Raw genomic sequence first — 13,404 nt, forward strand, 5'->3', positions numbered from 1 at the left:
GGTGACGAGCACTGGACTCATCGGGGTGAGACCGGCCCGGCCGGACCGAGTCGTAATTCGATGTCGGGCGGGGTCTCCGGGTCGGCGTCGGCGCCGAGCACGGCGGGAGCGACGTCCGCGACGCCGCCGACCATCTGCTTTCCGTTGTCCTCGGTCACCAGATAATCGGGAACCTCGTGGGTGTCGTCGGACGCCCCGGCCCCGCGTGCAGCCCCGGCGGCGGCCATCGGCGCCATCGATGCCGGCATCGGTGTGGCGGTCCCAGAGGCCGCACGCGCCGGCGAGGCCGGGGTGTAGCTCGCCGGTTCGGTGGCACCGACGACGGGCATCCCGGAACGGGCCGCGCCCAGCGGCGCGGTGATCGCCGTACCACCGGCCCCACCACCGCCGCGGCCGGCACCACCGGCGCCCATCGGCATCGCACCCAGACCGGCCGGGCCGCCGCCGGGCCCGGAAGGCCCACCGGCGCCGTCCTTCGGCGCGACATATGCGGCCGGCCGGACCGCCGTATCGTCGGCGGCCAGCACCTGCTGCAGTGGTGCGGTGAGCATCGAGGGGATCTCGGTGGCCGTGGAGACCACCGGGGACACCGCGTCGAGGATCGTGCCGGCGAGGGCAAACGGTGACTGCGCAGCACCGGCTGCGCCGGTGGGCGCGTTGGTGACCGGCACCGGCGCCCCGTTCACGGTCATGTGGGTTGTGGGAGCCAGCAATTGGGCCCGCGTGGCAGCGACGGCGGCGGTCGCCTCGGACAGTCCGAGGCCGGCCAGGCTCACTGCGAGTGGCAGGGCCGCCGGCCCGGTGAACGAGACGGCCGCGGTGATCTTGGCGATGGTGGCGGCCAGGATGGCCTGCAGGGTTGCCACACCGGCGGCGACGATGCCCGCGGCGGCCTGGATGTCGAAGGACATGCCGCTGCCCTGCGCTGCAAGCTGCCCACTGTTGACGCTCGCCTCACCGGTTTTCGCAGCCGCCGACACCGCGCTCTGACCACCCCACACCTCGTCGGCGATCTTCAGGGCGGCCTGCGCCATCGACATCGACGACTCGAGCATCGTGGACAGCCCCTGGAAGATGACCGTCGGATCGAAGTCGGCCGCCGACAGGTCGCCGGTCCCGAAGCTGCCGAGCAGATCGGTGATCGGTTTGACGAGCAGACCGACGTCGATGACCGGTAGTGGCGGCAGCCCTGGAAGCGGTGGCAACGGCGGGAACTCGGGCAGCGGCGGAAGTCCCAACCCCGCCAGCACGTCGCCGACCGGCCGGTCGAGGATCGGTCCGAGCGGTGTCGCCGCGATCATGTCGTTGACCGACATCTCGGTGAGCGCCGGGAACTCGGGCGGCCCGGAGGTGTGCTGCCCGGAGACGGACGGTTGACTCACAGCACCGACCGCAGGGTTGCGGCGGAGGCGGCGTCGACGGCCTCGAATTCGGCGAGGCCGCCGAGTGCGCTCGCCGCAGTCGCCGCGTGGACGGCGGCCAGGTTGCCGACCGCGAACAGGTGATTGGCCTGTGCAGCAATGAATGCCGCGAGGAATTCTTGCCCGATCAGTCCGAACACGGGGATCATGACCGCCGTGTTCGCGGCGGCGTTGACCGACCCGGCCGCAGCCACCGCAGTACCGATCGCGGCGTTGGTCGCCGCGAAGCCCTCGAGGACCTCCGGTGTCACCGTCACATGATTCATGTTCTCCCCCTTGCCATGTCATCTACTGCCATGTCATCTACAGCCATGTCATCTACAGCCACGTCGTCGACTTCAGTCACGCTCGTCGATGTCACCGCGCGGTCGGTCACCGCGACCCGTCCGGCCGCGACTGCACCAACTCCGCGAATGACGCGGTGAAGTCTTCGGTCATCGCGGCTCGTCGGGCGAATGCTCGTTGGGCGGCGAGCATGGCCGTCGCCACGATCCCGGAGCCGAGGCGGGCGCCACCGAGCTCGCCGGCCCCATCGGCGAGCCACAACCCCGTCATCGCCCCGGAACCGTCGACCTCCACGGTGATCAGATCGTCGGGGGAGCTCTCCCGGACCCGAATCCGCGCCAGCTCGTCGGAGAAGTCGTGTAGACGGCCCAGTTGGGTGGTCGCGCGGGATTCGAGTTCGTCCATCGCCGGGTTCATCGCACTCACACCGACCTGAGCCAGGACGCGGGTGCGTCGGCCTCGTCGTCGTCGCGCAGCTCGGCGCCGGCCAGATCGTCGGGCCTGGGCAGACCGAGCGACTCGACCACCTCCGATGGCGTCCCGGACTCGAGCAGCCGAGCACGCAGCCGGATCGCCGAAGCCATCGCCGACTGTTGGCACAATCGAAGAACGTCGTCGGCCACGGCCTGGGGATGTTTGCGCAGCTGGGTGTCGTCGATACGCACCGCCAGCGGCAGGCCCGCCGGCGTCGTGATCACCGAGATCGCCCCATCCCGCGATCGCGCCGAGGATGTCTCCTCGACCCCACCACCGAGATCCTCGCCGGTCATTGGCCCTCCCCCACGTCGATTACTCCCTGTACCGCAGCGGCGTCCGCGCCGCCGCTGATGTGCGATGTCCTGGTTGGACGCAGCGGGAGCGGTCAGGGTTCCCACTCGACCGGAACTTTTTCGACCGTTGCCGATGACCTCCGCTGACGGTGTTGAGATGATGCCACAGATCACATGCGGTGTCCGGTTTGCGCGTGATGTCTGGGGATAACCCCGGAGTCGTCGGAGCCCTCTTGCTGTCACGGGCCTCTTACGACGCCCCGTCGTCACCGCCCCCGACCCGGATCGTTGCTCGGCGTGACGCTCACCATTCACGATCCGACACCCATGGGTACACTCCCCAGCGTGGTGACGTCCGTCCCGCCGAGCGGGCGGACCCATGTCACCGGGAATCACCTTGCAGGGGGAAGCGATGACGCACGAGAACAACGGACATCCATCGGCGATGATGCCCGCAACCCCACCATGGTTGCAGTTCGCACCTCCCGAGGACGCGTCACGAACCGGCGATGCACCGACCGAACCCGCACACGGAACCGAAGCACCGGGCGAGGCCGTTGCCGGCTTCGGCGTCGACCGACAACCGTTTCCCCCGTCCCCAACGGAATCCCCGGCCCCTGGCACACCGACCGACGAAGCACCCGCCAGCGCAGCACCCGCCGGTCCGGTCCCCGCCGATGCAGCACCGGAGCACCCGGCACCGGCGAGCTCTTCCACTCCTGCGGCGCCGGCACAGCCGCCGCAGTCGCACCACGCACCGTTCCCCCCGGCCAACGGATACCAGGCACCTCACGAGGCACCCCAGCACCCTCAGCACAACCAGCCCGCACCGGGATACCCGTACGCGCCCAACGGGTTCGACCCCTCGGCGCAGGGGTACACGCCCGGCCCCATGCCCACCGGACCCACCCCGCCCGGACCCGTGCCCTCGGGTCCGGCCCCCGGCGCACCGACGCCCCCGCACATGCCGCCCGCGCCGGCCGGCTACGCACCGCCGCCGGACATCGGCTACGCCCAGCCGATGGGATTCGGGTCGCCGATGCCGCAACAGGGACCGGCTCTCGACGAGGTCGCCCTGCTGCGCAAGGCTCGCCGAGCCCCCGCCCGCGGCTGGCGGCGGGCGGTGCACACGATCTCGGCCGGCACCATCAATCCCGGCGACTCCGCCACCGAGATCCGGTACCAGCAACTACTCGAGCGGCTGCGTCGACCGGTTCGCGGTGATTACCGCATCGCGGTGCTCTCCCTGAAGGGTGGTGTCGGAAAGACCACCACGACAGTCGGTTTGGGCTCGACCTTCGCCTCCCTGCGCGGCGACCGGGTGATCGCCGTCGACGCCAACCCCGACCTGGGAACACTGGCTCAGCGGGTCCCGCAGCAGACGGCGTCGACCGTGCGTAATCTGCTCTCCGACGACAACGTCTACCGCTACAGCGATGTGCGCGCCCACACCTCACAGGCACCGTCGCGTCTGGAAGTACTTGCCTCCGAACGGGACCCGGCCATGGCCGAAGCATTCAGCGAGGACGAGTACCGCGGCGTGGTCACCATCCTCCAACGCTTCTACAACATCATCATCACCGACTGCGGAACCGGCCTGAGCCACTCGGCGATGAACGGCGTGCTCGACCTGGCGAACGCCATCATCCTGGTCTCGTCGCCGGCGCTGGACGGCGCCCGTAGCGCCTCGGCCACACTCGATTGGCTCGAGGCCCACGGATACGGTCACCTGGTGTCGCGCGCGGTCGTCGTACTCAGCTCGTCGCGCCCGGGGTCATCGACCATCGACACCGACCAATTGGGTCAGCACTTTCTGACACGATGCCGTGCGGTACAGACGATTCCGTTCGACGATCATCTCGCCGAGGGCGCCGACGTCGATCTCGAGCTCGTCGGCAAGCCCACCCGTTTGGCGTTCGTCGAGCTCGCCGCGACCATCGCCGACGAGTTCGCGCCGACGGTTCGCCGCGAGGAACCGTTCTACGGCTGAACCGGGCCGGACACGCCCCGGGCGCCAGGAAGGCGACGATCAGTCGGTGTCGGGGTCGACGGCGGCAAGCGTCTCTGCTCGCTCGCGGCGGTGCGCCAGCCAGCGTCGGGTGATCCCGACGGCCATCGGGATCACGACGGTGAGCATCGAGGCGATGATGAACACCTCGAGGTGGTCGCGGATCAACGGCACCTGCCCGAGGAAGTAGCCGAGCAGGATCAGTCCGGACGCCCACACCACGCTGCCGAGCAACGAGAACAGCGTGAACACCCGATGCGGCATGCCGCTGAATCCGGCGACCAACGGAGTCAGCGTCCGAACCACTCCGATGAATCGGCCGAAGAACACCGTCAGCGGGCCGTAGCGCTGGAAATAGCGATGGGTGCGCTCGACGTACTCGGGTCCCACCGCGCGCATCATCCGGCCCTCGATCACCGACCGGCCCAGACGCCGACCGAGGAAATAGCCACATTGATCACCGGCCGCCGCCGCCAGCGGCACCACGAGACATAGCCACCACAGCTTCGCGAACGGATTCGGCTGCGCAGCAAGCACTCCCGCGGTGAACAATACCGAATCGCCCGGGAAGAGGAACCCGATCAGGATGCCGGTTTCGACGAACATGAGGACGCACAGGCCGATCACGCCGCCGGTGGCGAGGAACGAGTCGACATCGAAGGGGTTCATCATGGTCCACCCTAGGTGCTGCGAGCACCACCGGCCCCGGCCCGCCGGGGTGTCGATGCCCACGTTAACTCGATGCAACATGCTGGGCAGAGCGTGCCCATGTGGGGTTTACTCGGTCGTAAACATGCGGCGCGAATCCACCGCGCACGACCCCAGCCCGCCGACTCTCACGACGACGTGACCTCAAGGAGCCGACCGTGTCCACCACCCAGCCTCCCCCGACCTCCGGCCGGACGAAGACGGCGGGTTCGTCCACGCCGAATCTGCGGCCCGTCTCCGACACCGAGGTTCGGATCGAATACCACACGATCCACGGCTATCGCCGCGCGTACCGCATCGCCGGAAGCGGACCGGCACTCCTGCTGATCCACGGCATCGGGGACAACTCCTCGACCTGGGACGAGGTCATCCCGATGCTCGCCCAGCACTACACCGTCATCGCGCCCGACCTCCTCGGCCACGGCCGCTCGGACAAACCCCGCGCGGACTACTCGGTACCGGCATTCGCCAACGGGATGCGTGATCTGCTCGTCGTCCTCGGTGTCACGAAGGTGACCGTCGTCGGCCATTCCCTCGGCGGCGGCGTCGCGATGCAGTTCTGCTACCAGTTCCCGCGATTCGTCGAGCGGTTGGTGTTGGTGGCCGCCGGCGGTGTGACCCGCGAGGTCAATCCGGCATTGCGGCTGGTGACACTTCCGGTGGTCAACGAGGTCCTGACGCTGCTGCGGATACCCGGGGTGATGCCCGCGCTGCAGGGCGCGGCCAAGGCCCTGGTCAGCCTGCCCCACCTTCCCGGTGTACCGCAGGAGATCTCACCGCGCCGGACGCTCAACGACCACGAGGATCTCTTGCGCGTACTCGGCGATCTCGCCGATCCGCACGCGCAGGCGGCGTTCCTGCGCACCCTGCGCGCGGTGGTCGACTGGCGTGGTCAGGCGGTGACGATGCTCGACCGCTGCTACCTGACCGAACGCCTTCCGGTGCTGTTCGTCTGGGGCGAACTCGACACCGTCATCCCGTACGAGCATGCGCTGATCGGGCATTCTGCGATCCCGCATTCGGAATTGGCGACGTTCCCCGGCGCCGGTCACTTCCCTTTCCACGACGATCCCGAGCGTTTCGTGCAGGTGATCACCAGCTTCCTCGAGCGCACGCAACCGGTGGACTTCGATCCGCAGAACTGGCGGCATCTGATGTCCACCGGCGGTGCCCGGCCGGAGGAGTTCGTCGGCGACGAGGACACCGTCGAGGCGGTGCTCGATGCGATCGAGGACGAGCGCAGCGCAACCTGACCTGCGGGCGGGGGACGAGGTGTCGATCGGGTGGCCTACGCTCGACTCCCCTGCCGCCGATCCCCGTGAGAACATGGTCGCCATGAGCTATCAGCAGTATCCGGGAAACAGCGGTCAGGGCCAGGCGTACGGCGCAGGCCAGCCGGGCTATGGTTCCCAGCCCGGGTACGGGTCCCAACCAGGTTATGGATCTCAGCCGGGCTTCGGATCGCAGCCGGGCTACGGCGCCCAGCCGTACGGCGTTGCCCCCGGCCAGTCCCCGTATCCCGCCTACGGTGGGGTGCCCGGATACGGCGACTTCAACGTCGACCCGGCGACCGGTGAACCGTTGTCGGACAAGAGCAAGCTGACCGCAGGCCTGCTGCAGCTGTTCCTCGGGGGCTTCGCCGCCGGTCGTTTCTACATCGGCGACATGAAGTTGGCTGTGATCCAGTTGAGCGGCCACATCGTCGGCTGGCTCCTGGTGATCGTGGGTTTCGTCGTCGTTGCCGCCGGGGCCAACAGCAATTCCACCGGCGGAGCGGCATTCGGCGGAATCATGCTGCTCGTCGGCTGGCTGGTGATCCTCGGCTTCGGCATCTGGGTCCTCGTCGACGCGATCATGATGTTCGCCGGCAGCGTCCGCGACCCGCAGGGACGCAAGCTCCGCAGCTGAGCGGCGAGCACACACGCGACAGACCGGTTCAGGCGTCGAAGGCGAGCGCCGCGGCCACCCGCACCGGCGAGTTGGCCTCTCCGTACCCGCGGTATCCCCCGCGACGGCAGACCACCTCGAAGAACAGGTCGTCGGCGATGGTCGGGGTGAAGAAGTGGAAGAACTCTCCGCCGGTCTCGTCGGCGTCGTAGAGGATGTCGTAGCGGCGTAGCGCATCGATCCGATCGGCATCGAGGTCGAAGCGCGCCCGCAGGTCGTCGTAGTAGTTCTCCGGGATCGGCAGTGTGATCAGCCCTCGGGAGCGGCATGCGCGGGCGGTGGCGATGATGTCGTCGCAGGCGAATGCCGCATGGGTCAGTCCGCCACGCCGGCGCAGCGGGCCGTGACCGTCGAGTCGCGACGGCACCAGGGACGCGACGAGTCGGATCGGCTCACCGCTCTCGGTTGCCGATGTCAGTGCCTGCGAGCGCATCGTTCCGACCGCGTCGGGCACGTCGAGCCCCTCCTCGACGGACATGCCGAATACCGAGCGCAGCAACAACATTGCCGCCTCCCAGTCCGCGGGGCTCATGCCGATGCCGATGTGGTCGACCCCGGTGTAGAGCGAGGTGACCGCGGCGGGCTCGCGCGGCACCAGATCGAAATGGCGCTGCCAGGTCCCCGCCGACAAGGCGGGACGCAGGTCGACGGCGAGGGTGTCGGTGACGTCGAGTCGCACGACCTCCACCGCCGCCTCGGGCTTCGACGACGGCCCGGGTGCCGCGATCGATGCAACCGGTACGTCGAACTCCGCGGCACGTGCCGCCCACGCCTCCGGATCGGCACTGCGCAAACCGATTTGCGCGATGGTCGGCATGTCGGCCGGCGCTCCCGGCGACGTCCAGACGGTGCCGACGGTCGGATCGACGACGACGGCCAACTCGGCATCACGGTAGAGCTGCAGACCGGTGGAGCTGTCGACGCCGCTCAGATCGAAGCCGATGGCGCCGAGAACCTCGCCGAGTTGGGGAGCCGAGGTCGGGCCGGCCGCGACCCGGATCGACACGACACCGCCGGTGACGGGCCACCGTTGCTCATCGTTCGCCGAACTCCCCTGCAACACAATGGTTTCGGATGATTCGGGACGGTCGGCGCCGACCAGTTCCGCGAGATATCGTAGCGAGCGGTGCGCATCACGTGCGGTACGTACCGGATCCGCATGGCGGAAGACATCGCTGAACACCTCCAACGACCACGGGCCCCGATAGCCCGCCGCAAGAACGTGGTCGGTGAACGATGCGAGATCGAAGTTGCCCTGCCCCGGCAGGCATCGATGATGGCGACTCCACTGCAGCAGGTCCATCGCCATCCGCGGGGCATCGGCGAGCTGCAGGAAGAAGATCGAGTCGCCGGGCAGGTCGGCGATACCGGACGGGTCATCACCCCGCGAGAGGATGTGAAAGCTGTCCAGGCAGGTACCGAGTGCCGGATCATCCACGGCGGCAACGATGGCGGCCGCGTGGCGGTAGTCGTTGACGTGATGCCCCCAGGCGAGCGCCTCGTAGGCCAGTCGCTTTCCACGCGCCGCGGCGAGCTGCGCCGCGGTCGCGAGTTGTTCGGTGAGTAGTCCGTCATCGCACGCCGCGGACGCCAGCGGCGACGAGCACACCAGCAATAGGTCGCAACCCAGGTCGTCCATCACGTCGAATTTGCGCTCGAGGCGAATGAGGTTGCGCCGGAATCGGTCCGGATCGTGGGAGTCGAGATCGCGGAACGGCTGATAGAGGTCGATGGCCAGTCCGCGATCGGCCGTGGCGCGCGCCAGCTCGGCAGGCCGACCGGGGGCGGCGATCAGATCGGGTTCGAAGATCTCCACCCCGTCGAAGCCGGCGTGGGCGATGGCGTCGAGTTTGTCGCCGAGAGTTCCCGACAGACAGACCGTCGCGATCGACGTTCGGGCGCCGAGCGGCAGCGCCGATCCAGGGGCACCCGAAGCGGTCTGCGCGGTGCGGGTCAGCGACATGAGATGGCCTCCTGTGATCCGGGACACGATGAGAAAAATGTACCAGATGGTTCATTGAGTCGCCCTGGAACGCTGATATGTGTGCAGTTTTCCAAGGCTGCCACCTGCGCATATTGAGATATTTATGAACGTTCTGGTTAGTTGTCTTGACCGGGACGAAGGTCCTTTGTATTGTCAGTCACACGCCCGACACCCTGTGTTGGCGAGCACAACTTGGAGGACCGATGACCGCACCCACTTCCGATCTGCCGGCAGCCCAGCCGCGCAAGGCCGCGTTGGCCAGCTTCATGGGCAGCCTGGTGGAGTACTACGACTTCTTCATCTTCGGCACCGCCTCGGCGCTGGTGTTCAACAAGATCTTCTTCCCCGACATCAGCCCCACGGCAGGGACCCTGGCCAGCTTCGCCACATTCGGCGTCGCCTACATCGCCCGCCCGGTCGGCGCGGTGGTCCTCGGCCACTTCGGTGACCGCATCGGCCGTCAGCGGGTCCTGGTGTTCACCCTCATCCTGATGGGCCTGGCCACCTTCGCGATCGGATGCCTGCCCGACTACCACTCGATCGGCATGGCCGCACCGATTGCTCTCGTCGCTCTTCGCCTGCTGCAAGGACTTTCGGCGGCAGGCGAGCAATCGGGCGCCAGTTCGCTCACGGTCGAACACGCCGACCAGGGCAAGCGCGCGTTCTACGCCAGCTGGACGCTCAACGGCACCCAGGCCGGGCTGCTCGTCGGCACCCTCGCCTTCATCCCCGTCGCCGCGCTCCCCGAGGACACCCTGCTCAGTTGGGGCTGGCGTGTCCCGTTCTGGTTCAGTGCCGTGGTCATGTTCGTCGCATACCTGATCCGCCGCACGATGCCCAAGACCCCCGTCTTCGAGAAGATCAAGGACTCGACCGAAGGCGTCTCCGACATCCCGCTGCTGGTGCTGCTGCGCTTCCACTGGCGGGCCCTGGTCCGGGTGATCGCCTGCTCGACGATCTCGGTCATGAGCACCCTGTTCTCGACCTTCGCCCTCAAATACGCGACCACCGACTTCGCCGTCTCGAAGAGTTCGATGTTGCTCGTCAGCGTCATCGCCAACCTCGTCATGCTGCTCAGCCAGCCGCTGTGGGGCCTGGCCGCCGACCGTATCGGGCGCAAGCCGATCTTCATCGGCGGAGCACTGGGCTGCGCCGTACTCGCATTCCCCTACCTGCTGATCATCACCACCGGTTCCTTCTGGGCGATCCTCGTGGCCACCCTGATCATCCAGACCGTCGTCTACGCCGCCGCCAACGCCGTCTGGCCGTCGTTCTACTCCGAGATGTTCCCGGCCAAGGTCCGGTACTCGGGCGTGGCCATCGGCACCCAGATCGGCTTCATGGCCAGCGGTTTCCTGCCCCTGATCGCCGCCGCGATCCTCGGCGAGGGCCGGATGGGTTGGGTCCCGGTCGCCGTGGTCGTCGCCGCGTTCGCCGTGGTTGCCGCACTCGCTGCCGCCACCGCGGTCGAGACGCACAAGACCGACACGATGCGACTCGGGGAGGAACCCGTCAAAGGAGCCGACACCATGACCGCGTCGGCACCGGCCTCGCCGTCGATGGCCTGACACCGCTCGCCCACACCCGGCACCGGGACGATTCCCGGCCCGATCATCAAAGGACACACCAATGTTCGACATCGAATTCGCCACCGCAGCCCGCCGCGCATCCGGCGGTGCCGTGGTCGCCGCCCTGATCGGGCAGGGGATCTCCCGGTCGCTCACGCCCGCCATGCACGAGCGCGAGGCCGCCCACCACGGACTGGACTACACCTATCTGACCCTCGACGTCCCGGCGTCGGCCGCGGCCACCGTCGACCTCGCGGCGCTGCTGGCCCGCGCCGCCGACGCCGGGCTCGTCGGGCTCAACGTCACCCATCCGTTCAAGCAACGGATAGTGGCCCATCTCGACGATCTCTCGCCCGACGCAGCCCGTCTCGGTGCGGTCAACACCGTCGTCTTCGACGGCGGTCGCGCGATCGGCCACAACACCGACTGGTCGGGGTTCGCGCGCAGCTTCGACCGAGGCCTCGGCGCCGGTCTCGGCGCAGCGGCCGCCCCCCGGAAGTCGGTGGTGCAGATCGGCGCCGGCGGAGCAGGTGCTGCCGTCGCCTATGCCGTACTCACCACCGGGGTCGCCCACTTCCACCTCGTCGACACCGACACCACCCGGGCCGCCGGACTCGCCGCTACCCTGCGCGCCATGTTCGATGCCGAGATCACCTCCGGTGGAGTCGATTCCGTTGCCGCCGCGCTGGCCGGCGCGGACGGACTGGTGCACGCCACCCCGATCGGGATGGCCCATCACCCCGGCATCGCGGTGGACCCGGCGCTGCTGCGCGCCGACCTCTGGGTCGCCGACGTCGTCTACCGTCCGGCCGTCACCGAGTTGATCGCGTCGGCCCGTGCGGTCGGCGCCCGCACCCTGCCGGGCGACGGGATGGCGGTCGGGCAGGCCGTCGACGCGCTGCGGCTGTTCACCGGCATCGAGCCGGACGCCGACCGGATGGCCGCCCACATCGCCGAACTCATCGCCGCCGAGGACCTCGCCGAACGCCGGACCGCCTGAGGACGCCCGTCACAACGCCGAGGGCGCCCGCCAGTTCACCGACAGCGCTCAGCTCAGTCCCGACAGCGCTCGATGAGGCGCTGTCGGCGCCGGGAAGAGCGCTGTCGGCGTCGGGAAGAGCGCCCTCGGCACAGTGAACGAACGATAGAGTTCATGGCGTGACCGATCCCGCACCCCGACGCCGCGACAGCGAACGCACCAAGGCCGACATCGTGAAGGTCGCGACGAAAGAGTTCGCCGACAAGGGGTTTGCGGGTGCGCGGGTCGACGAGATCGCCGCCAAGACCCACACCACCAAGCGGATGATCTACTACTACTACGGCGACAAGGACGGTCTGTACCAAGCCGTCCTCGAGGCGTCCTACGGACGTATCCGGCGCCTCGAGCAGAAGGTCACCCACATCGCCGACGACCCGGTTGCCGCGTTGCGCCACGTCGCCGAGATCACCTTCGACCATCACGACCGCAACCCCGACTTCATCCGCATCGTCGCGGGTGAGAACATCCTGCGGGCGGCGCACCTCAAACATGCGGCAGGCGTTGGGCGGCTGGGTAATCCGGCGCTCGACGTGCTGTCGCGAATCCTCGAGTCGGGTCGTGAGAAAGGGGTGTTCCGCACCGACGTCGATGCCCTCGACGTCCATCTCGCGATCAGCAGTTTCTGCTTCTTCCGGGTGGCCAACCGGTTCTCATGGAAGACCCTGTTCGACCGCGATCTCGCCGCCACCGACCAACGCGTCCATCAACGACGCATGATCGGCGACATGATCGTCGCCTATCTCACCGACACGTCCACCCCGGACTGAACGGCCTCAATCCCCGCAGCATCCGCCGGAAACCGGCGGCACCGCGTCGCGGACATCACGCGTGACGGCGTTGCGCGCGGACAACTCGTCGGCCGCCGGGTAGTCGACACCCACCAGACAGAGACCACGCGCCTGGGCGACCGGGACCTCGCTGCTGCGCGCGCGCTGCGCCAACAACCCACGGCACCATTCGACATCGCGACGGCCGTCGCCGACGCAGGCGACCGCACCGACGAGCGAGCGCACCATCGACCAGCAGAACGCATCGGCGCTCACCCCGCCGATCAGCACCCCCTCGTCGTCACGGCGCCACGCGAAGCGTTGGAGATCGCGGACCGTGGTGGCGCCTTCCCGGCGACGGCAGAAGGCCGCGAAATCGTTGAGCCCCAGCAGCGTCGAGGACGCTGCGTTCATCGCCTCGACGTCGAGTGGGCGACGCCACGTCGCGGTGGTCCGCGCCCGGGTGGGTTCGGCACCGAAGACCGCATCGGTGAGCCGATACCGGTAGTGGCGACGCAGCGCCGAGAACCGGGCGTCGAAGTGTTCGCTCACCGGGGTGACGGCCTTGACGCGCACATCGTCGGGCAGCATCTTGGCCAGCCGACCGACGAGCAACGCAGGACCGCCGGCCAGACTGCGCGTTTCCAGCGCCGAGGCCGGGATGTCGGCGTGACAGACCTGACCGGTCGCGTGCACGCCCGCGTCGGTGCGTCCGGCGACGGTCAGGCGGATCGGTACGCGTAGCACCGTGGCGAGGGTGTCCTCGAGTACCCCGCACACGCTGCGCTGCCCGACCTGACGTGCCCAGCCGGCGAAATCGGTTCCGTCATAACCGATGTCGAAGCGCAGACGAACGAACCCGCCGCCCCCGGAATCGGTGGCGGCGGGTTCGTGCGGCACTGTCCGG

The 13,404-nt window shown here is 68.3% G+C and carries 13 protein-coding genes; 6 read left to right on the top strand and 7 right to left on the bottom strand.

Translation table 11 applies throughout. From position 1 onward, the window contains the following. Positions 1 to 17: 17 nt before the first annotated feature. The 4 genes from AC5ZH6_RS18950 to AC5ZH6_RS18965 all read right to left on the bottom strand — a co-directional run bounded on the left by AC5ZH6_RS18950 (position 18) and on the right by AC5ZH6_RS18965 (position 2,476). A complete protein-coding gene (locus AC5ZH6_RS18950; protein ID WP_014360927.1) occupies positions 18 to 1,382 on the bottom strand; it encodes a hypothetical protein in 1,365 nt (454 codons plus the stop codon). Next, positions 1,379 to 1,687, bottom strand: a complete 309-nt coding sequence (locus AC5ZH6_RS18955; RefSeq protein ID WP_006370374.1) for a type VII secretion target — start codon at positions 1,685 to 1,687, stop codon at positions 1,379 to 1,381. The genes AC5ZH6_RS18950 and AC5ZH6_RS18955 overlap by 4 nt, the downstream gene beginning before the upstream one ends. A 106-nt stretch (positions 1,688 to 1,793) precedes the next feature. Further along, positions 1,794 to 2,123, bottom strand: a complete 330-nt coding sequence (locus AC5ZH6_RS18960; protein ID WP_014360928.1) for a hypothetical protein — start codon at positions 2,121 to 2,123, stop codon at positions 1,794 to 1,796. A gap of 5 nt (positions 2,124 to 2,128) precedes the next feature. After that, the gene (locus AC5ZH6_RS18965; protein WP_006370376.1) at positions 2,129 to 2,476 is read right to left on the bottom strand and encodes a hypothetical protein; all 348 of its coding nucleotides are present in this window, start codon (positions 2,474 to 2,476) and stop codon (positions 2,129 to 2,131) included. Between the two features lie 412 nt (positions 2,477 to 2,888). Between AC5ZH6_RS18965 and AC5ZH6_RS18970 the strand changes: the two genes are divergently transcribed. Next, positions 2,889 to 4,466, top strand: a complete 1,578-nt coding sequence (locus tag AC5ZH6_RS18970) for a MinD/ParA family ATP-binding protein (RefSeq protein WP_496167656.1) — start codon at positions 2,889 to 2,891, stop codon at positions 4,464 to 4,466. Positions 4,467 to 4,505: 39 nt separating this feature from the next. Here the strand turns inward: AC5ZH6_RS18970 and AC5ZH6_RS18975 are convergent, their stop codons facing one another. Continuing rightward, a complete protein-coding gene (locus AC5ZH6_RS18975; RefSeq protein ID WP_014360930.1) occupies positions 4,506 to 5,153 on the bottom strand; it encodes a DedA family protein in 648 nt (215 codons plus the stop codon). 197 nt (positions 5,154 to 5,350) lie between these two features. On the opposite strand from AC5ZH6_RS18975, the gene AC5ZH6_RS18980 reads away from it, so the two are divergent. Both AC5ZH6_RS18980 and AC5ZH6_RS18985 read left to right on the top strand, forming a co-directional pair. After that, positions 5,351 to 6,445 carry an alpha/beta fold hydrolase gene (locus AC5ZH6_RS18980; protein WP_014360931.1) on the top strand — a complete coding sequence of 365 codons (1,095 nt, stop codon included), beginning with the start codon at positions 5,351 to 5,353 and terminating at the stop codon, positions 6,443 to 6,445. 73 nt (positions 6,446 to 6,518) lie between these two features. Next, positions 6,519 to 7,100, top strand: coding sequence for an NINE protein (locus AC5ZH6_RS18985; RefSeq protein WP_079930625.1), 582 nt, complete (start codon positions 6,519 to 6,521; stop codon positions 7,098 to 7,100). Between the two features lie 28 nt (positions 7,101 to 7,128). Here the strand turns inward: AC5ZH6_RS18985 and AC5ZH6_RS18990 are convergent, their stop codons facing one another. After that, entirely contained in the window at positions 7,129 to 9,102 is a 1,974-nt protein-coding gene (locus AC5ZH6_RS18990; protein WP_020170481.1) for a sugar phosphate isomerase/epimerase and 4-hydroxyphenylpyruvate domain-containing protein, read from the bottom strand. A gap of 224 nt (positions 9,103 to 9,326) precedes the next feature. On the opposite strand from AC5ZH6_RS18990, the gene AC5ZH6_RS18995 reads away from it, so the two are divergent. The 3 genes from AC5ZH6_RS18995 to AC5ZH6_RS19005 all read left to right on the top strand — a co-directional run bounded on the left by AC5ZH6_RS18995 (position 9,327) and on the right by AC5ZH6_RS19005 (position 12,497). Next, complete coding sequence (locus AC5ZH6_RS18995; protein WP_094600869.1) at positions 9,327 to 10,691, top strand: MFS transporter; 1,365 nt, start codon at positions 9,327 to 9,329, stop codon at positions 10,689 to 10,691. A gap of 61 nt (positions 10,692 to 10,752) precedes the next feature. Then, positions 10,753 to 11,691, top strand: coding sequence for a shikimate dehydrogenase (locus tag AC5ZH6_RS19000; protein WP_020170480.1), 939 nt, complete (start codon positions 10,753 to 10,755; stop codon positions 11,689 to 11,691). Between the two features lie 158 nt (positions 11,692 to 11,849). Continuing rightward, positions 11,850 to 12,497, top strand: a complete 648-nt coding sequence (locus AC5ZH6_RS19005) for a TetR/AcrR family transcriptional regulator (RefSeq protein WP_014360933.1) — start codon at positions 11,850 to 11,852, stop codon at positions 12,495 to 12,497. A gap of 6 nt (positions 12,498 to 12,503) precedes the next feature. Here the strand turns inward: AC5ZH6_RS19005 and truA are convergent, their stop codons facing one another. Further along, positions 12,504 to 13,397 carry a tRNA pseudouridine(38-40) synthase TruA gene (truA, locus tag AC5ZH6_RS19010; protein WP_014360934.1) on the bottom strand — a complete coding sequence of 298 codons (894 nt, stop codon included), beginning with the start codon at positions 13,395 to 13,397 and terminating at the stop codon, positions 12,504 to 12,506. Positions 13,398 to 13,404 lie beyond the last annotated feature (7 nt).

Source organism: Gordonia sp. YC-XJ4 (assembly GCF_059511865.1).